Origin of the sequence: Paraburkholderia solisilvae, assembly GCF_902859875.1 — a bacterium.
GTDB classification, from domain to species: Bacteria; Pseudomonadota; Gammaproteobacteria; order Burkholderiales; family Burkholderiaceae; genus Paraburkholderia; species Paraburkholderia solisilvae.
This window is the reverse complement of record NZ_CADIKF010000044.1, coordinates 13,568-32,080: the sequence shown is the minus strand read 5'-3', so window position 1 is coordinate 32,080 and position 18,513 is coordinate 13,568. Positions and strand designations below refer to the sequence as shown.

The window sequence follows — 18,513 nt, the reverse complement described above, 5'->3', positions numbered from 1 at the left end:
GGGGCGGATAGGAATACGGCACGCGTGGTTACTCTGTGGCGATTGGAAGAAGTCGCTATAATACGGGCTTCGCCGAGTTAATAGACAACTTGCGGGGCGAAGCCGGAAGCGCTTTATTTCCGTCGATCTGGAGCAATTGAACAGGTCGTCGGGTAGCGCAGCCGGAAGGGAAATCCGCTAAAGCGTCGCCGCTTCAGACTCAAGAAGTTGGCTACGTGAAACTCAACCGTATCCACATAACAAGGAGTCTGTAACGTGGCAAATGACTTTCTCTTCACCTCCGAATCCGTTTCCGAAGGCCATCCCGACAAGGTCGCGGACCAAATCTCCGACGCGATTCTCGATGCGATCCTCGCGCAGGACAAATACTCGCGCGTAGCGGCTGAAACGCTGTGCAACACGGGTCTCGTCGTGCTGGCCGGTGAAATCACCACGACGGCCAACGTCGACTACATCCAGGTCGCGCGCGAAACCATCAAGCGCATCGGCTACGACAACACCGATTACGGCATCGACTACCGCGGTTGCGCGGTGCTCGTCGCGTACGACAAGCAGTCGCCGGACATCGCGCAAGGCGTGGACCGCGCGCACGACAACAACCTCGATCAGGGCGCGGGCGACCAGGGCCTGATGTTCGGCTACGCGTGCGAGGAAACGCCGGAACTGATGCCGCTGCCGATCCACCTGTCGCACCGCCTTGTCGAACGCCAGGCGAATCTGCGCCGCGACGGCCGTCTGCCGTGGCTGCGTCCGGATGCGAAGTCGCAGGTCACGGTCCGTTACGTCGACGGCAAGCCGCATTCGATCGACACCGTCGTGCTGTCCACCCAGCATGCACCGGAAATCGAACTGTCGACGCTGCGCGAAGCGGTGATCGAAGAAGTGATCAAGCCGACGCTGCCGGCCGATCTGATCAAAGGCGACATCAAGTACCTCGTGAACCCGACCGGCCGTTTCGTGATCGGTGGTCCGCAAGGCGATTGCGGTCTGACCGGCCGCAAGATCATCGTCGATACGTACGGCGGCGCGGCTCCGCACGGCGGCGGCGCGTTCTCGGGCAAGGATCCGTCGAAGGTCGACCGTTCGGCCGCGTATGCGGGCCGCTATGTCGCGAAGAACATCGTCGCGGCGGGCCTCGCCTCGCGTGCGCTGATTCAGGTTTCCTACGCGATCGGCGTGGCGCAGCCGACGTCGGTGATGGTCAACACGTTCGGCACGGGCCGCGTGTCCGATGCGACCATTCAGCGTCTCGTGCTCGAGCACTTCGACCTGCGTCCGAAGGGCATCATCCAGATGCTCGATCTGCTGCGTCCGATCTATGAGAAGACTGCGGCTTATGGCCACTTCGGCCGCGAAGAGCCGGAATTCTCGTGGGAAGCGACCGACAAGGCGCTCGCGCTGGCCGAAGCCGCCGGCACCGAGCCGGTTGTGGCGATCGCGTAACGGCGCAGGTCCGGCTCGACGGTTTCGCTTCGCGACGAATGCACTTGCGGTGCATCGCGGCGAAGCGAACCCGGGTCCGCCGAGGTTATTCCGAAGCTGTTCTCATGCACCCTGCAGGCGTAACGCGCTTGCAGGGTGTTGTCGTTTACGTCCGACGTTATGACGGACGATCCGGTCGGCATCGGCGGCGCGCAGCCGATTGCTCACGCCGTGCACGGCAAGCGGGCGTCAGCAGCGCAGATGCGTGCTCGAGCGCGCGACGCGAACGGATGGTGAACGAACGAAAACTAGTGGGCGAACACGAACCAGCCAGTACTGGTCGTCGATGTGCGGCGTGGCCGGCGGCTCGTGCCGTGCGTGACCTGCTGCGCGCGCACGGCATTCGGTCCGCCTGCGCCAGCGGTGATACGCAGCGGCATCGGCCGGCGCGACAGCAGCGAGCGTAGCGAGAAGCGGCGCGATGCGCGCTGCATTCCCAGTGTCGAAAAGAAGGTGCGAAACCACGTGCGAACGCTGTCGACGGGGCTGGCATCGCGCCATTGTTCGGCGAGCGCGCGGGTGCGCGCCGAGTGATGCCGCAGCGCGCGCACGACACGGCGGCGCGCAGGGCGTGCGGCCGTGAGTGCGGCGCGCGTGAGTCGGGTGCTCAGAAATGTATGCATTAGCGTGTGTTTCAGGCGGTAGGGTGCGCGCACGGACAGTGCAGCAACCGTGCCAGCATGACAATGCAAAGGCGGGCGCGGGCGCTCCGGTCGCAAAAGCCTGACGAATGATGAAAGACCGCGCCGACGGCCCTGTATGGCCGCGCGCGCAAAGACGAATCGATGATTGCAATCGACATGCGTGCAGGCTACACGCGATCGATGACGGCCGGAAGTCGGGTTTTTACCCTTGCGGCCAGTCCCGCTACGCTGCGAAAGACACGTTCGGCCTGTCGCTGACCGGTCTCCTGCCGCACACCGATCGCGTCCTTCACTGTGCGACGCGTCGAATGATGTGCATTGTTGCATCCGCAACGTGCGGCATGCCCTCATCCGATACTGCCCCACTCGATCCGGCGCGTTTTACAATCGAGTTTCGGCAGTCGAACGCAACCGGAAACATCCATGTCGGTTCAATCGAAGAAAGAACAGGTAGAAGTGCTGCGCGAGCAAGGTTTCGTGATCGTGCCGGGTCTCGTGTCGCCCGAGCGCTGCGGCGAACTGAAGCAGGTCGCGCAACAGCAACTCGCCGCTGCGGCCGCGCCGCTCGAATTCGAGGCAGACCTGCGCTATCCGGGCGCGCCCGATTCGAAGCACGCGCCCGGTGGGCATACGGTGCGGCGGCTGCTCGACGCCTACGCGCGCCACGCGCTCTTTCGCGAATCGGCCACGTCTCCCGATATCCGCGGGTGGATGGAACTGTATTTCGGCGAGGAGCCGCGTCTGTCACGCGCGCACCACAACTGCATGATGACCAAGCACCCTGCATACGGCAGCCTGACCGGCTGGCACCGTGACGCGCGTTACTGGTCGTTCGAGCGTGACGATCTGGTGTCGGTGTGGTTCGCGCTGGGCCGCGAGACGGTCGATAACGGCGCGTTGTGGCTGGTGCCGGGATCGCATACCACCGCGCTCACGTCCGGTCGTTTCGACGACGCAAAATTCTTCCGCTCCGATCTGCCGGAAAACCAGGCGGTGATTCAGACCGCAGTGTCGCCGGAGCTGAATGCCGGAGACGTCGTATTTTTCCACTGCAACACGCTGCATTCGGCCGGCAAGAACCTGACGAACGATGTGAAATTTTCGCTCGTGTTCACTTATCACGGTGCGAGCAATGTGCCGTTGCCGGGTTCGCGTTCGGCGTCGATGCCGGAAGTGGCGTTCTGATTCGTTGCCGGCAACACGGCGACACGGTCATCCGCGCGCATGCGCGGGTCGCATGCAGCGTACCGGGCCGCTTCGCGGGCGCACACCAAGTCATTCATAAACGCTGTGGCTTGCGCATATTCACAAGTCACACAAAGCACGTAAAAAGAAACCACCGCGCCATGTGGCGCGCGTTCCGCGCGCCGGTTTCCCGCTCCTAGCGTTTGCCCGACAGCGTCAGCCCGACCAGCCCGGCAATGGTCGCGACCACGCCGCCGGCCAGCAGCCAGATCGTCTTGTTGGTCGGCGCGCCGGTGAATACGCGCGAGACGTCATTGCTGAACGAGTGAAACGACTGTCCGCCGAAATACAGCAGCACGATGCCGCCGACGAGCAACGCAACTGAAACCGCCTTGGTCATTGCAAAGTTCTCCCTGCAGTAGTTATCTTGAAGTCGATGTTTGCGGCCGGCCACGTTGCATGGACAAGCGGTGCCGGCGCGCGTCATTCTGCCTGATCCCGCAGTGTGGGCCGGCGCGCGATGCACATGCAGCACGCGCACCGATTGGCTACCATAACGCATTCGTCGTACGAACTTTCGTACGAATACGATTGGCGCATCGCACATGCGATGCCGCGCTCCCCCGAAGTCTTCCAGCGGTTTTCATCAAGAATCAAGGATTCGAGCCATGGCTTACGAAGCAGCTTCAGCACGCTATTCCGACATGCAATACCGCGTTTGCGGCAAGTCCGGCCTCAAGCTGCCGGCGCTGTCGCTCGGTTTGTGGCACAACTTCGGCGACACGACGCCGCTTTCGACGCAGCGTGAAATCCTGCGCACGTCGTTCGACCTCGGTGTCACGCACTTCGATCTCGCGAACAACTACGGGCCGCCGTACGGCAGCGCGGAGATCAACTTCGGGCGTCTCTTCAAGGAAGACTTCAAGCCCTACCGCGACGAACTGCTGATTTCGTCGAAGGCCGGCTGGGACATGTGGCCGGGTCCGTACGGCCAGGGCGGCGGTTCGCGCAAGTACGTGCTTGCGAGCCTCGATCAGAGCCTCCAGCGGATGGGGCTCGACTACGTCGATATCTTCTACTCGCATCGCTTCGACGCGGACACGCCGCTCGAGGAAACCGCAAGCGCACTCGCCACGGCCGTGCAGCAAGGCAAGGCGCTGTACATCGGCATCTCGTCGTATTCGGCGGCGAAGACCCGCGAGATGGTCGCGCTGTTGCGCGAGTACAAGGTTCCGCTGCTGATTCATCAACCGGCGTACAACATGCTGAACCGCTGGATCGAGCACGGCCTGCTCGATACGCTCGAAGAAGCAGGCGCCGGCACGATCGCGTTCACGCCGCTCGCGCAGGGTCTGCTGACCGGCAAGTACGTGAACGGCATCCCGGCGGATGCGCGCATCAACAAGGCGGGCGGCGACTCGTTCAACCGCGAGCATCTGAATGAGCAAAACCTCGAACACATCCGCAAGCTGAACGAGATCGCGCAGCGCCGCGGCCAGAGTCTCGCGCAGATGGCGCTCGCCTGGGCGCTGCGCGACCCGCGCGTGACGTCGGTGCTGATCGGCGCGAGCAAGCCGCAACAGGTGCGCGAAAATGTCGGCGCACTGGCCAACCTGTCGTTCACGAAGGACGAACTCGCGGAGATCGATCGCTATGCGACCGAAGGTGGGGTGAATCTGTGGGAGAAGCCGTCGACGGACCAGCGCGTCTGAGCGCGCAGCCGCCCGGACGATGTGATTCGTCCACCTCGTCCACCTGGTCCGCTTGACCCGATTGCGAGGCAAGCCGCCGTCAGGCGGCTTTTTTACGTTCTGGAGACCCGACTATCTGCGCGCCGCTACACGAGCGCGGGCAGACCTTCGACCAGCACCACCGCGAACATCACGCCTAGCAGCGCGCCCAATACCCGCAGCGAGTTATGCTTGAGTGCCGAGTTGCATGGCAAAGCGCCGAGAAAAAGCGCGCCGGCCAGCGCCATCGGAATGACCAGAATGAAATCACTCACTGTGAAATAGGTCATGTTTGTCTCCTTCCATTATTGCCGTCATCGCCGGATGGGCGCTTCAGCGTCTGGCCGGAATGGTGCGGCGAATCGAGCGGCCGCGCGGTCGTTCTTGTAGTGATGATGCCGCTGCAACGCTCGATTTGAGTATAGGTGACGTTGCGGATGCCGAAGTAGCTCGCGAGCGTCCGCAACGTGCCTTCGCGTCGGCTGCAAAGTCAAACCGGGCGGGGCTGAGCGGTTTTTCGCGAGGTTCTCGCAAGCTCGCGAAAAGCGTGACGCACGCTTACGTCGAGCTTTCTGAATATGCGTGTTGATGCCCGCTTGGGTGGTTTGGCGCACACGCGGCCGGCATCGCTTACGCGTTGCCGGCGCGCTCCTGACTCCGCAGCCGTGACGCGCCTGCGATGCCGATCAGCAGCAGCGACGTCACGAGTCCCGCGACGCCGTTCCATGCGTGCGAGGTCCAGACATGCCCGCCGTACGAGCCGACGATGCTCGAACCCAGGTAATACGCGAGCAGATAAAGTGCCGCGGCTTGCCCCTTCGCTTCTTTGGCGAGACGCCCGACCCAGCCGCTCGCCACCGCGTGACCCGCGAAAAAGCCGAACGTGAAGCACGCGATGCCGCCCGCGATAGCCGTGAGCGAATGCAGCATCGTCAATGCAACGCCGATCAGCATCAGCACGAGCGCGCCGCTCAGCACGCGCGCGCGGCCGAAGGTGTCGGCCATGCGGCCGGACCACGGCGACGCGACGACGCCGGTCAGATAGACGACGAAGATGCTGCCGATCGCGGTCTGGCTCAGATTGAACGGCGGCGCGAGCAGACGGTAGCCGATGTAGTTGTACAGCGTGACGAAGCTGCCCATCAGCACGAAACCCATCAGGAACAGCAGACGCAGGCCCGGCCGCGCGAACTGCTTGAGCAGCGCGCCGCGATGATGCGCGAAGCTCAGGCCGCGACGGGGCACGAAATGGCGGGACGGCGGCAGCAGTGCGCGAAAGGCGAGCATCGCCAGAATACCGAGCACGCCGATCGTGCCGATCGACACGCGCCATGAAAACAGATCCGCGACGATGCCGGTGATCACGCGCCCGGCCATTCCGCCAATCGCGGTGCCCCCGACATAGAGGCCCATCGCGAGCCCGAGGCCATCCGGATGAACTTCTTCCGCGAGATACGCCATCGCGACCGCCGGCACGCCGCCTAGCGCGATGCCTTCGAGCGCACGCAACAACAGCAGCGCTCCCCAATGCGGCGTGAAGGCCACCGCGAGTGTCAGCAGCGCCGATGCGGTGAGCGATGCGGTCATCAGCTTGTGCCGGCTCCATCCTTCAGAGACGAATCCGGCCACGAAAATCGCGAAAGCGAGCATCGCGGTGGTCAGCGACAACGACAGACTGCTTTGCGCAGGACTCACGCCAAAGCTCGCCGAAAAGGCCGGCAGCAGCGGCTGCACGCAATAGAGCAGGGAAAACGTCGCATAGCCGGCGAACAGCAATGCCAGGCTGGCTCGCCAGTAAGCGCGTGTACCGCGCTCGAGGAACGGAATGCCGGATGGAGAGGGGGACGTGGCAGACGAAGAAGCAGATGAAGAAGCAGACGAAGAAGGAACAGCCGAAGCCGAGCCCCGCTTGCATTCCGGCGGTGCGGTCACGAACGGAATCTCCCTGAAAACCTGCGAAACGTAAACGATACGCCGATCATTCGTTTCACGTCATTGAAACGTGCAGGAACATACACGTGAACTGGTCGCTCAGGCGAGGCGCGCGGCGCATATCGGGTGCGCGGCGCAAGCCGGAGCCGTGCCGGCCACGTGAGACCACCGGAGACCACCGGAGACCACGCGAGAGACCGCGGCGTGGCGGAACCGTCGCGTCGCTAACCGCGCGGCACGTGTGGCGCGCTCGCCGCGGGTTTGTCGTCGGCGTCCGGCGGATGGACGATCTGCTCGTCGGTGGGCAGTTGCGACACGTCCCAGCCGCCGCCCAGCGCCTTGATCAGCGCGACGCTCGCGGCCATCCGGCGGCGCGCGATCGAGACCGCCTGCACTTCGTTCGTGAGCGCGGTGGTCTGCGCAACGACCACGTCGAGATACGTGATCGCGCCATTCTTATAGCGGTCGTAGAGGATTGCGAGCGAGCGCTCGGCCGCGGACACCGCTTCGTCCTGCGCATGGGCTTCCTGTTCGAGCACGCGCAGCGCGGCGAGGTTGTCTTCGACCTGGCCGAACGCGTCCAGCACCGTTTGCCGGTACAGCGCGACGCTCTCGTCGTAGCCTGCCTGCGCCTCTTCCTTCTGCGCGGAACGCGCGCCGAAGTCGAGCAGCGTGCCCGCGACCGAAGGTCCGAGCGACCAGAAGCGGCTCGGCGCGAGAAGCCACTGGCTGTAGTTGGTGGCTTCGAGACCGCCGGTGACCGACAGAAACAGATTCGGGAAAAACGCGGCTTTCGCGACGCCGATCTGCGCGTTGGTGTTGACCATCTGCCGTTCCGCCGACGCGATATCCGGGCGCCGCTCGAGCAGCGCCGACGGCACGCCGGTCGGCGCGACTACCGGCACCGCATCGAGCGGCGCAACCGGCAGCGAGAAGGTCGCGGGCGGCTGGCCGGTCAGGATCGCGATCGCGTGTTCGAGCTGCGCGCGCTGCACGCCGAGATCGATCTGCTGGGCCTGCGTGGTGCGCAGTTGCGTTTGCGCCTGCGCGACATCCGCGTCGGTCGCGATGCCGCCGTTCAGCCGGTTCTGCGTCAGTTCGACCGCGTCCTTGTATGCGCCGATCGTATCGGTGAGCAGTTGCTGTTCGCGGTCGATGCCGCGCAGTTCGAAGTAGTCGGTCGCGATCTCGGCCTGGATCGACAGCAGCATGCTCTGCACGTCGGCGGCGCTCGCCTGCGCGTTGGCCTTCGCGCCTTCGACGCTGCGCGATACGCGGCCCCACAGGTCCGGTTCCCACGTCGCGTCCGCGCCGACCAGGTAGTCGTTCAGCGTCTTGCCCGCAGTCGATTTGAATTCGATGTTTTCCGACGATCGCGCGCGCGAGAAACCGCCGTTGTACGACACGACCGGGAAGAATTGCGAACGAAAGCCGGCCACGGCCGCGCGCGCCGAACGGAAGCGCGCCTCGGCGGCCTTCACGTTCTGGTTCGCGCTCGCCACCTGTTCTTCGAGCGCATTCAGTGCGGGATCCTGATAAACCTCCCACCATGCGCCGCGCAATTGCGTATCGGCGGGCTCGGCGGACTTCCAGCCGGTGCCTTCGAGCTCCTTGTAGCTTGCGGTTGTCGGCGCGGCGGGACGCACGTAGTCGGGCCCGAGCGTGCAGGCGCCCAGCAGCGCAGCCGCGGCCGCCGCGGCAAGCACCGCCGTCGCGCCGGTGGTTGGCCTGGCGCCGGCGACACTGCCGGCTCGACGGCGAACCGACGCGGCGATCGTAGCGAGTGCGCGCGGGCGCGGACGAACATCACGCATGCGCCGTTACCCCGCCGCCGCTTGCGCGTTCGCGGCGCCGCTCGCCGCACCGCTGGCGGGCTGCGCGGCGCCCTCGGCCTTCGCTTGCATGATGCGCACCGGCGCACCGTCGACGATCGAGTCCTGCGGATTCAGAATGACCTGCTCATTGCCCGCCAGACCCGATGCGATCGCGACGCGTGTGCCGTAGTCGGTGCCGAGCGACACTTTCACGAGCCGCACGCGCTGCTGTTCGTCGACGGTTGCGACCTTCACGCCGTCCGGGCGGAACAGCAGCGTGTTGCCGGGCAGCGTGTACGGCGTCGCCTGCGAACTCAGCGCGAAATGCACCTGCGCGTACGCGCCCGGCAGCAAATCCCCGTTGCGGTTGTCGACCGAGACTTCGACGAGCATGGTCCGCTGCGTCGGATCCACCGCGCCGGATGTGCGCGCGACGCTGCCCGGGTAGTGCTTGCCGGGCGTCTCCGTGAGCGTCAGATAGGCGCCTTCGCCGGAATGGATCTGCTGCGAATACGCTTGCGGCACGTTCACATACACGCGCAGCCGGTCCGCCTGTGCGACATGAAACAGTTCCTTCGCCGGGCCGCCGGCGCTGCCCGCGTCGATCAGCGCGCCGACGTCGACATTGCGCGCGGTGACGATGCCGTCGAACGGCGCATAGACTTTCTGGAACGACTGCGTCTTCTCGAGCCGCGCGACGTTGAAGCGCGCCGCATCGAGCGTGCCCTTCTTCGCGAGCATGTCGCCGACCTTTTCGTCGGTCTCCTGCTTCGACACCGACTTCGTCTTCAGCATGTCGGTCCAGCGGTCCGCGGTGGTCTTCGCGAGCGCATAGTTCGCTTCCGCGTTCGTGACGTCCGCGCGCGCGGCGCGCAACTGGTCGTCGACTTCCGGGGTATCGATTTCGGCGAGCAGCTGGCCGGCCTTCACATGGCTGCCGATATCGGCGTACCACTTTCGCAGATACCCGTTCGTGCGCGCGTAGATCGGCGTGTCGAGATAAGCCTGCACGTTGCCGGGCAGGACCAGATCGAGCGCCGCACTCGATTTTTCCGGATGCACGACTTCGACGGCCAGCCTCGCCGCATGCTCGGCATCGCGCTCGAGCGACGCGTGCGCGTCGCGGCGCGACCAGATGCCCTGCGCCGCCAGCGCGAGTACGACGATGACCGCGAGCACGGCAATCCAGCGCGCGCGCCGCGTCGTTGCCGCCGGCGGCGCGCCGCGGGTGACCGCGGATTCATCAAGAGGCTTCCCTTCCATCAACGCTCCATAATCAACGGCATCGCGCTTGCGCGCATCACGGCCTCGATACGACGTGCGCGGCGGCCCGCTGCCGCCGCTCGGCAAGCCGCCGGTAAATCATCGAGAACACGACCGGCACGAACACTAGCGTCGCGAGCGTGCCGATCGCGAGACCGCCGATCACCGCGCGGCCGAGCGGTGCATTCTGTTCGCCGCCTTCGCCGAGGCCGATCGCCATCGGCACCATGCCGATCACCATCGCCAGCGCCGTCATCAGCACCGGGCGGAAACGCGTGAAGCCCGCTTCGATGGCCGCGCGCACCGCGTCGCCATGCTCGAGCAACTGTTCGCGCGCAAAGCTCACCACCAGAATCGAGTTCGCGGTCGCGATGCCGATACACATGATCGCGCCGGTCAGCGCCGGAATGGACAGTGTCGTATGCGTGAGGAACAGTATCCAGACGATGCCCGCGAGGGCACCGGGCAGTGCGGTGATGATGATGAACGGATCGAGCCACGACTGGAAGTTCACGACAATTAGCAGATACACCAGCACGATCGCGAACAGCAGGCCCGTCAGCAGGCCGCTGAACGAGTCGTTCATGGTCTGAACCTGGCCGCGCACCTGGATCGTCGAGCCCTGCGGCAGATCCGCCTTCGACGCTTCGATGATCTTGTTGATATCGTCGGACACCGCGCCGAGATCCCGGCCGTCGGCCGTGCCGTAGATGTCGATCGTGGTTTGCGCGTTGTAGTGCGTGAGCACCGCGTTGCCGGCTTCGCGCCGCATCGTCGAAAGCGCGCCGAGAATATTGGTGTGGCCGTTCGCGTTGAGCGGAATGTTTGCAAGCGACTGCAGCGAATCCATCGTGTACTGCGGCGCCTCGGTAATCACGTTGTAGCTCACGCCATTGCGCGGATTGAGCCAGAACGTCGGCGTGGTTTGCTGGCTGCCGGACAGCGTGATGAGCAGGTTGCTCGCGACGTCGCGCTGCGTGAAGCCGGCTTGCTGCGCGCGCGTGCGGTCGACGTCGATAAAGATGCGCGGCAGGTCGGCGGGCTGCTGGATGCGTGCATCGGCGAGGCCCGGTATGTTGCGCAGCCTGTTCAGCAGGTTCGCGGCGAATGTGCGATTGGCCTGCACGTTGCGTCCGACAATCTGAATGTCGATGGGCGACGGCATCCCGAAGTTGAGCGTCTGGCTGACAATATCGGCCGGCAGGAACGAGAACTGCACGCCCGGGAACTCGTCCGACAGTGTGCGGCGCAGTTTGCGCACATAGTCGGCGGTCGGATGATGATCTTCGTTCAGCGTGATCAGTACATCCGCGTCCGAGGTGCCGATCGTGCCGGTGTTGCTGTATGACAGGTTGATGCCCGACACCGGCAGGCCGATGTTGTCGATGACCGAGTGCAGCTCGTCGGGCGGAATCAGCTGGCGGATCCGTCCGTCGATGCGATCGGTGAGCACCGCGGTTTCCTCGACGCGCATGCCGGTTTTCGCGCGCAGGTGCAGCGCGATCGTTCCGGCGTCGACCGATGGAAAGAAGTCGCGGCCGAGAAACGGAATCAGCAGCAGCGACAGAAGGCAGCAAAGCAGAAACCCGCTCACGAACAGACCGGGCTTCGCGACGCGCGCTTCGAGAAAGCGCCGGTAGCGCTCGCGCAGATTCGCAAAGCCCCGCTCGAACGCGAGATGCACGCGCATGAACGGGTTGCGCGTCGGGGTGGGCGCGTGGTGCAGGTCGGCTGCCTTATGGTGATGGCGCAGCAGATATTTCGCGAGCGTCGGCACGAGCGTGCGCGAAAAGAAGTACGACGCGAGCATCGCGAATACGACCGCTTCGGCGAGCGGAATGAACAGATAGTGCGCGACGCCCGACAGCAGGAACATCGGCACGAACACGATGCAGATGGACAGCGTCGACACCAGCGTCGGCACCGCGATCTGCTGCGCGCCGTCGAGAATCGCCTGCTCGAGGTTCTTGCCCTGCTCGAGCTGATGGCTGATGTTCTCGATCGCCACGGTTGCATCGTCAACCAGTATGCCGACCGCGAGCGCGAGGCCGCCGAGCGTCATGATGTTGATGGTCTCGCCGAGCGCCGACAGCGCGATGATCGAGGTGATCATCGACAGCGGAATCGACACCGCGATGATCAGCGTCGCGCGCCAGTTGCCGAGAAAGAGCAGGATCATCAGCCCGGTCAGGCACGCGGCGATCAGCGCTTCGCGCAACACGCCTTGCACCGACGCGCGCACGAACAGCGACTGGTCCGCCACCGGATCGATTTTCATCGACGCGGGCACGAGATTGCGCAGCGTCGGCATCATGTTCTTGATGTCGTTGACAATCTCGAGCGTCGACGTGTTGCCGCTCTTGTTGATGGTCAGCAGTGCCGCGCGCTGGCCGTTTACGCGCACGATATTGGTTTGCGGCTGGAAGCCGTCGCGCACATGCGCGACGTCGCGAATATAGATGGTGCCGTTCGCGCCGGTCTTGATCGGGATATTGTTCAGGCCTGCGAGCGAATCCGGGCTCGCGTTCAGTTCGACCGCATATTCGGTCGAGCCGATTTTCGCGGTGCCGGTCGGCACGATCAGATTCTGCGCGGTGACCGCGTTCACCACATCCATCGGCGACAGATTGCGCTCCTGCAGCTTGCGCGAATCGATGTCGATCATGATCTGACGCTGCTTGCCGCCGTACGGCAGCGGCGCCGACGCGCCGGGCACGGTCGCGAGCTGCGTCTTCAGGAAGTTGTTACCGAAGTCGAACAGTTCCTGCTCGGTAAGCGACGGCGATGCAAGCGCGAGCCGCAGAATCGGCACGGTCGACGCGTTGTAACGCAGAATGCTCGGCGGCGTGATGCTCGGCGGCAGCGAGCGCAATTGCGATTGCGACAACGCGGTGACTTGCGCGAGCGCTTCCTGAATATTCGCGTGCGGCTGAAAAAAGATCTTCACGACCGCAATGCCGTAAAGCGAAGTCGATTCGACGTGCTCGATATCGTTGACCGTCGTCGACAACCCGCGCTCGTAGTTGAGCACGACGCGCTTTTCCATCTCGTCGGCGGGCAGGCCCTGAAACGTCCAGATCACCGACAGCACCGGAATATCGATGTTCGGGAAGATATCCGTCGGAGTGCGCAGGATCGTCAGCGGCCCGACAATGAGCAGCAGCAGGGCGAGAACGATGAACGTATACGGGCGCCGCAGCGCGAGACGAACGATCCACATGTACGGTGCGGTCCGATGAGGGCCGAAGGGGACGGCGCCGCCGAAGCAGCGGGCTTTATGCGCGGACGAGGAGGCCGGATGCCGCGCGCGACAGGAATATAACGCGTATCGTAGTCTATATGTCCAATTTTGAGAGTTGCCTTGCGAACGGTTTATGATGAGCCCGTTTACTGCCGGTTACAGTTAGCGTTTCGTAAGTCGATTTGATCGAAACAGTGGTATATATGCCTTGTTTTTCCGCTTTTGGCGATGCGGGCAATGTGGTAACAATGAGGTCGCCTCGCCGATGAAGTTCGGGTTGTGTGCACAACGTTTTGTACTGAGGCAGCGTTTTTTATCGTCACATTGACCGGCGCAGTCCTCCCAAGCCGGCAGACGCAGAACGGGGAAATATCATGCAAGTCGGTTCTATTGTCCGATCCGTGCATATCGCTGTGCCTGCGGGCGCACGCGGAATCGTCATGCGCATTCTGGGCGACATGGCCATGGTGGCGTGGTACGCGGGTGAGCCCGGCACGTCGCTGCAACTGAACACGGAACCCTTCTTCCTGGAAGATCTGATCGACACCGGCGAATGTGTGCGTCCGGCCGGCGCGCCGCTGCACTGAGCCGATTGTCGCGGGTTGGCGGCCGTCATCCGACGGGCCGCGCGGTGTCGTCGTGATATGCCGTTGCGATTTGCCGGCGCGCTCCGTTGTCGCCGGTTAATGCCGCGCGTCAGCGGGCTTCCCGTCCGCCAACGCTACGGCAACGCTCGTCTTTGACGGCGGCGCGGCGCACAATGCGGGCATGAACGAAGACACCCAGGATATCGGGGACGGCTCAGCCGTGCCCTTCGCCCGGCTAACGCCGGAATGCATGCTCGACGCGATCGACAGCGTGCTGATGAGCGCCGGCGCGCGCACCGACGGGCGCATGCTGCCGCTCAACAGTTACGAGAACCGCGTGTATCAGGTCGGCGTCGAGGATGGCGCACCGCTGGTCGCGAAGTTTTATCGGCCGCAGCGCTGGTCGGACGCTGCGATTCTCGAAGAACATGCATTCGTCGCCGAGCTTGCCGAACGCGAGATTCCCGCGGTGTCGGCGCGCGAGTTCGAAGGCCGCACGCTGCACACGTTCGACGGTTTTCGCTTCGCGCTCTTCGAGCGGCGCGGCGGCCGGGCGCCCGAACTCGAACAGCGCGACACGCTCGAGTGGCTCGGGCGCTTTATCGGGCGGATTCATGCCGTGGGCCGCACACAACAATACACGCAGCGTCCCACGCTCGACATTGCGACGTTCGGTTACGAGCCTCGCGATTTCCTGATCGCGCAAGGCTTCATTCCGGAAAATCTGCGCGAAGCCTGGCTGACCGTTGTGAATCTCGCGCTGGAGGGCGTCGAACACGCGTTCGAGCGCGCCGGCGATATCGCGACGCTGCGCGTGCATGGCGATTGCCATCCGAGCAACGTGCTATGGACCGATGCCGGCCCGCATTTCGTCGATTTCGACGACAGCCGGATGGGTCCCGCAGTGCAGGATCTGTGGCTGCTGCTGCCCGGCGAACGGGCTGACGCATCGCGCGCGTTGACGGACCTGCTCGCCGGCTACGAGGACTTCTGCGAATTCGAGCCGCGCGAGTTGCATCTGATCGAAGCGCTGCGCACGCTGCGGCTGATTCACTACTCGGCATGGATCGCGCGGCGCTGGAACGACCCGGCTTTTCCGGTCGCGTTTCCGTGGTTCAACACGCAGCGCTATTGGGAAGATCGCGTCCTCGAACTGCGCGAGCAGGTCGGCGCGATGCAGGAAGGGCCGCTATGGCCGGTTTGATCGATTGTCGTACGGCGCGCCTGCGCGCAACAGGTTCACGGCCCTTCTGCGATGACTTTCCGCGCGGCCGGCGGCGCCCCGTCCGGCAGGCTTGAGTTGCCCGCGCCCACACCTTGATCGGCGTTACGCGCGCCGGCCAGGGTCGATTTGACGATCACCTGCGCGCGCACGTCGCGCCCGATCGTCTCGATGCCGGCGCGCATCTGCGCAAACTCGTCCGGTGAGCACACTTCGCGGCTAAAGCGCGTGTTGCCGTCGCGCGTGATCGTGATCGCGTTCGCCTGCGGATCGTACCGGTAGGTCGAGTGGAAATCGATAAAACGGTCTTCCGCTTGCGCGGCCACGGGCATGTCCAGCACGCTGAAATTCGCGGGCAGCACGATGCGTGCGCGCTCGTGCAATTCGACGTTGCGGCAGACAAACGGCTGCGTGCGCTGCCGTTCGCCGAGCCAGTAACGCGCATCGGACTGAAACCCGCCGACGAAGCTCGTCAGCGCCGGAATCGACGCGGCCGCGCCGGGCAGCACGAAATCGTCGAGCGAGCCTTTCATCGTGACGACTAGCGGACCGTCCGATGCATCGAGCGCATTGGTCGACAGCGTCGCATTGCCGCTCAGGTTGGCCGCGCGCAATTCCCCTTGAATCGCTTCTTCGCGTTGCGCGGGCGTTTGCAGGCGCAGCATCGCGCGACCCTGCTCGGCGCCCCAGCCGGTTGCCTGCAGGCGGTAGACGAAGCTTGCCGAGCCGTCGGGCGCCACGGTGATGGTCAGGTCGCTGTGGCGCGCAGTCGTTGCCGTGGCCGGCGTATGGCCGAGCACGCGTTGCTCGACGAGCACGGTGGGCCGGTCCATATCGGTCGACGGCAGGTAGCCGAACTCGACATTCGGCGCGGTGGAGTCCGCATACTGTTGCAGGTCCGGCAGCCATGTGATGACGTGGTTCAGTACGCCGAAACCCGGCACCGACGGCAGCGAATAGACCGTACCGCTGTTGATCAGCGCCGGCTCGTTGCGTATGCCGACGGCGTCGAGCAGCGCGCCGTAGAGCGCGACGTGGTCCTTGCAGTCGCCATAGCGCAACGCGAGGATGTCGGCGGCGTGATGCGGCACGACCGCGCCGCGCCCAATATTGACGGCGACATAGCGAATGTTCTTGCGTACCCAGTCGTACAACGTCTTCGCTTTGTCGTGCGGTGCGCTGTCCGCCTCGGTCAGCGTGCGCGCGAGACGGACGATGGCCGGGTCCGATGCGCTGGGGTCGGCTGCCGATGCCTCGTAGGTCGCCGCAAAGGCCGCGTAGTCGCGGAAGGTCGACACCATCAGCCGGTCGCCATAGCTGATGTACGAGATCGAACCGTATTCGAGACGCCCGAAACGGGCCTTGTCGTAGCGGAATTCGTAGCGCGTGCGGCGGGTCTCGCCCTGCCCATAGCTGACGGGCGGCACGGCGGTGAAACCGCGCGCGTCCGCGTAGAGCGGCATATCGGCGGGCAGGTCGTAGATCAGGCGGAAGTGATGGGTCGGCGCAAGGTCGGGAGGCGTGAAGTCGCTGAAATAGCCTGGCACGATGGGCACGCGCTGCGTTTTCCGGTACTTCAGGTGAATCAGCGCGCCGGGTTCCACAGCGGGAAACACAATGACCTTTTCGAGAATGTCCTGAAACGTCGGTGCGTCGAACGAACGCGCTTCCTGCACGTCGTGAATCTGCTCGGGCCGTACGTCGTGGCGCACGCCATCCGCGCCCACCGTATACGCGTCGAACACATCGACGCTCGCCATATTCCGGTTGAACCAGATGTAGTGTTGCGCAACGCGAGCGACGCCCGCTTCAGTGTTCACGCGTAGCGTGATGTCGTCGAGCTTCGTGTACGAGCCGTCGGCGTTGACGGTGAATGTCTGTGTTTCCTGCTCGTTCGTGTAGGGTTCGGCAGGATTGGATGACCCGACGGCAGAGCGCCTCGCCGGGTCGTTCGCGATGCGGTTGTCTGCGCTGATGCCGGCGCGCGGGCCGTCAGAATCGCTGCTGCTCGCGGCCCACGCGCGGGGCGCGGCAGCGCCGGCGTTCGAGACGCCGGCGGCCCAGACGCAAGCCGCCATGAAGGCGAGCACAAGAGGACGCATGAGGTCGTACACGCGCGATGACGGTGGGTGGGGTGGCCGGACTTCACACTTAAAAGGCCCACAAATCGGCTGTCAAGCGGCGAACGTACGTAATGCGGCGGGTTGGTCCCGCGCATAAGCGCGGCACATAAATACGACACGTGAATGCGGCGCGAATGCGCTACGCAAATGTGCCGAACGAATGTGCCGAACAAACGCGCCACGCAAACGCGCCACGCAAACGCGCCACGCAAACGCGCCACGCAAATGCGCCACGCAAATGCGCCACGCAAATGCGCCACGCAAATGCGCCACGCAAATGCGGTCCGTCAACGCGATACCTCGGCGCAAGATACTCAGCGAGATGCCCCGAGCGCGGGCTGACGTCACGCTAGCGGGCGTGACGTGGGACCGGCGCGATGCCCGTTGCATGCGCCGACCCATGACAGAAACCGCCGGTCTGGCTATGCCTTGCTGCTGAACACGCCAAAGTTGGTGATCTTCACTTCACCTTCGGGAAAGCGCGCGATGATATCCAGCTCTCCGCCGAGCCCGCGAATATGGTCGCGCAACGTCGAGACATACGAGTCCGCGCGCTGTTCGAACTTGGCAATGCTCGGCTGCTTCACGTGCAGCACGACGGCCAGTTCTTCCTGCGACATGCCGCGAGCCCGGCGCAGCTCGCTCAATGCCATTTCCGCCATCAGGCGGTGCGCCTTGTCATGGGCGCGTGCCTGAGATTCGGGCGACATTTTCGCCCGCAATTCCGCAAACTTTTTGGCCATGATTGATTTCCTCCTCTTTCAATTGCGCGAGATGCTCGCAATACAGTGCGTCGGCGCGCGGCACATTCTGCTCGTACCAACGCCCGTCGCCGGTCTTGTCGCCGCCCAGCAGCAAAATGGCGGTTCGCGTGGGGTCGAACGCGTACAGCACACGAAACGGCCGGCCGTCATGCTGGATGCGCAATTCGCGCATCGGACCGTAACGCGAGCCTTTGACCTGACTCGAATGCGGATGACACAAATACGGGCCGTACTCTTCGAGCAACTGCACCGACGCCGCGACCGACTCCTGTTCCGCTTCGCTCAGATCGCTCCACCAGTCACCGAATGGATCGGTGTATTCAACTTCCCAGCGCATGAACTATAGCCTCCAGAGAATATTCCGTCAAGGGAATGAACGGTGATGATGATCACCGGAATATCCGTGCGCGGAAATACCGCTGCACAAAGAGGCTCATGCTATGAAGATCGGGAGGAAAGCGGCAGTCAGCCAAATGGCCAACGTTGAGGAAAACGGAAGAAAGGGGAGCCGGCCGCGCGATTCGTC

General features: G+C 64.0%; 15 protein-coding genes. 5 read left to right on the top strand and 10 right to left on the bottom strand.

Annotation, left to right across the window (positions count from 1 at the left end; translation table 11 throughout):
- Positions 1 to 255 precede the first annotated feature (255 nt).
- Positions 256 to 1,443 carry a methionine adenosyltransferase gene (gene metK, locus HV675_RS23635; RefSeq protein WP_175113727.1) on the top strand — a complete coding sequence of 396 codons (1,188 nt, stop codon included), beginning with the start codon at positions 256 to 258 and terminating at the stop codon, positions 1,441 to 1,443.
- Positions 1,444 to 1,730: 287 nt separating this feature from the next.
- Here metK and HV675_RS23630 read toward each other — a convergent pair whose 3' ends face one another.
- Positions 1,731 to 2,105, bottom strand: a complete 375-nt coding sequence (locus HV675_RS23630; RefSeq protein WP_175113725.1) for a hypothetical protein — start codon at positions 2,103 to 2,105, stop codon at positions 1,731 to 1,733.
- A 444-nt stretch (positions 2,106 to 2,549) separates the two neighbouring features.
- On the opposite strand from HV675_RS23630, the gene HV675_RS23625 reads away from it, so the two are divergent.
- On the top strand, positions 2,550 to 3,311 hold the full coding sequence (locus tag HV675_RS23625; protein ID WP_175113723.1) for a phytanoyl-CoA dioxygenase family protein: 762 nt from the start codon (positions 2,550 to 2,552) through the stop codon (positions 3,309 to 3,311).
- Positions 3,312 to 3,507: 196 nt separating this feature from the next.
- Here HV675_RS23625 and HV675_RS23620 read toward each other — a convergent pair whose 3' ends face one another.
- Positions 3,508 to 3,711, bottom strand: coding sequence for a DUF3185 family protein (locus tag HV675_RS23620; protein ID WP_175113721.1), 204 nt, complete (start codon positions 3,709 to 3,711; stop codon positions 3,508 to 3,510).
- Between the two features lie 268 nt (positions 3,712 to 3,979).
- On the opposite strand from HV675_RS23620, the gene mgrA reads away from it, so the two are divergent.
- Positions 3,980 to 5,023: an L-glyceraldehyde 3-phosphate reductase gene (mgrA, locus tag HV675_RS23615; RefSeq protein ID WP_175113719.1), complete on the top strand. Its 1,044-nt coding sequence runs from the start codon at positions 3,980 to 3,982 to the stop codon at positions 5,021 to 5,023.
- A 125-nt stretch (positions 5,024 to 5,148) separates the two neighbouring features.
- Here mgrA and HV675_RS23610 read toward each other — a convergent pair whose 3' ends face one another.
- From HV675_RS23610 to HV675_RS23590, 5 genes are all read right to left on the bottom strand, one after another.
- A complete protein-coding gene (locus HV675_RS23610) occupies positions 5,149 to 5,331 on the bottom strand; it encodes a hypothetical protein (protein WP_175113717.1) in 183 nt (60 codons plus the stop codon).
- A 340-nt stretch (positions 5,332 to 5,671) separates the two neighbouring features.
- Positions 5,672 to 6,868, bottom strand: coding sequence for an MFS transporter (locus HV675_RS23605; protein WP_417629472.1), 1,197 nt, complete (start codon positions 6,866 to 6,868; stop codon positions 5,672 to 5,674).
- A 329-nt stretch (positions 6,869 to 7,197) separates the two neighbouring features.
- Positions 7,198 to 8,787, bottom strand: a complete 1,590-nt coding sequence (locus tag HV675_RS23600; RefSeq protein ID WP_175113713.1) for an efflux transporter outer membrane subunit — start codon at positions 8,785 to 8,787, stop codon at positions 7,198 to 7,200.
- A gap of 6 nt (positions 8,788 to 8,793) precedes the next feature.
- Complete coding sequence (locus tag HV675_RS23595) at positions 8,794 to 10,050, bottom strand: efflux RND transporter periplasmic adaptor subunit (RefSeq protein WP_175113711.1); 1,257 nt, start codon at positions 10,048 to 10,050, stop codon at positions 8,794 to 8,796.
- Positions 10,051 to 10,087: 37 nt separating this feature from the next.
- Positions 10,088 to 13,270 carry an efflux RND transporter permease subunit gene (locus HV675_RS23590; protein ID WP_175113709.1) on the bottom strand — a complete coding sequence of 1,061 codons (3,183 nt, stop codon included), beginning with the start codon at positions 13,268 to 13,270 and terminating at the stop codon, positions 10,088 to 10,090.
- A gap of 395 nt (positions 13,271 to 13,665) precedes the next feature.
- Here HV675_RS23590 and HV675_RS23585 point away from each other — a divergent pair, with 395 nt between their 5' ends.
- Entirely contained in the window at positions 13,666 to 13,878 is a 213-nt protein-coding gene (locus HV675_RS23585; RefSeq protein ID WP_175113707.1) for a hypothetical protein, read from the top strand.
- Between the two features lie 181 nt (positions 13,879 to 14,059).
- On the top strand, positions 14,060 to 15,082 hold the full coding sequence (locus tag HV675_RS23580) for a serine/threonine protein kinase (RefSeq protein WP_175113704.1): 1,023 nt from the start codon (positions 14,060 to 14,062) through the stop codon (positions 15,080 to 15,082).
- A 35-nt stretch (positions 15,083 to 15,117) separates the two neighbouring features.
- Here HV675_RS23580 and HV675_RS23575 read toward each other — a convergent pair whose 3' ends face one another.
- The 3 genes from HV675_RS23575 to HV675_RS23565 form a co-directional block, all read right to left on the bottom strand.
- The gene (locus tag HV675_RS23575) at positions 15,118 to 17,202 is read right to left on the bottom strand and encodes a DUF3857 domain-containing transglutaminase family protein (RefSeq protein ID WP_246270500.1); all 2,085 of its coding nucleotides are present in this window, start codon (positions 17,200 to 17,202) and stop codon (positions 15,118 to 15,120) included.
- A gap of 443 nt (positions 17,203 to 17,645) precedes the next feature.
- A complete protein-coding gene (locus tag HV675_RS23570; protein ID WP_175113702.1) occupies positions 17,646 to 17,966 on the bottom strand; it encodes a helix-turn-helix domain-containing protein in 321 nt (106 codons plus the stop codon).
- On the bottom strand, positions 17,902 to 18,324 hold the full coding sequence (locus HV675_RS23565; RefSeq protein ID WP_175113700.1) for a type II toxin-antitoxin system RelE/ParE family toxin: 423 nt from the start codon (positions 18,322 to 18,324) through the stop codon (positions 17,902 to 17,904). The genes HV675_RS23570 and HV675_RS23565 overlap by 65 nt, the downstream gene beginning before the upstream one ends.
- Between the last annotated feature and the right edge of the window lie 189 nt (positions 18,325 to 18,513).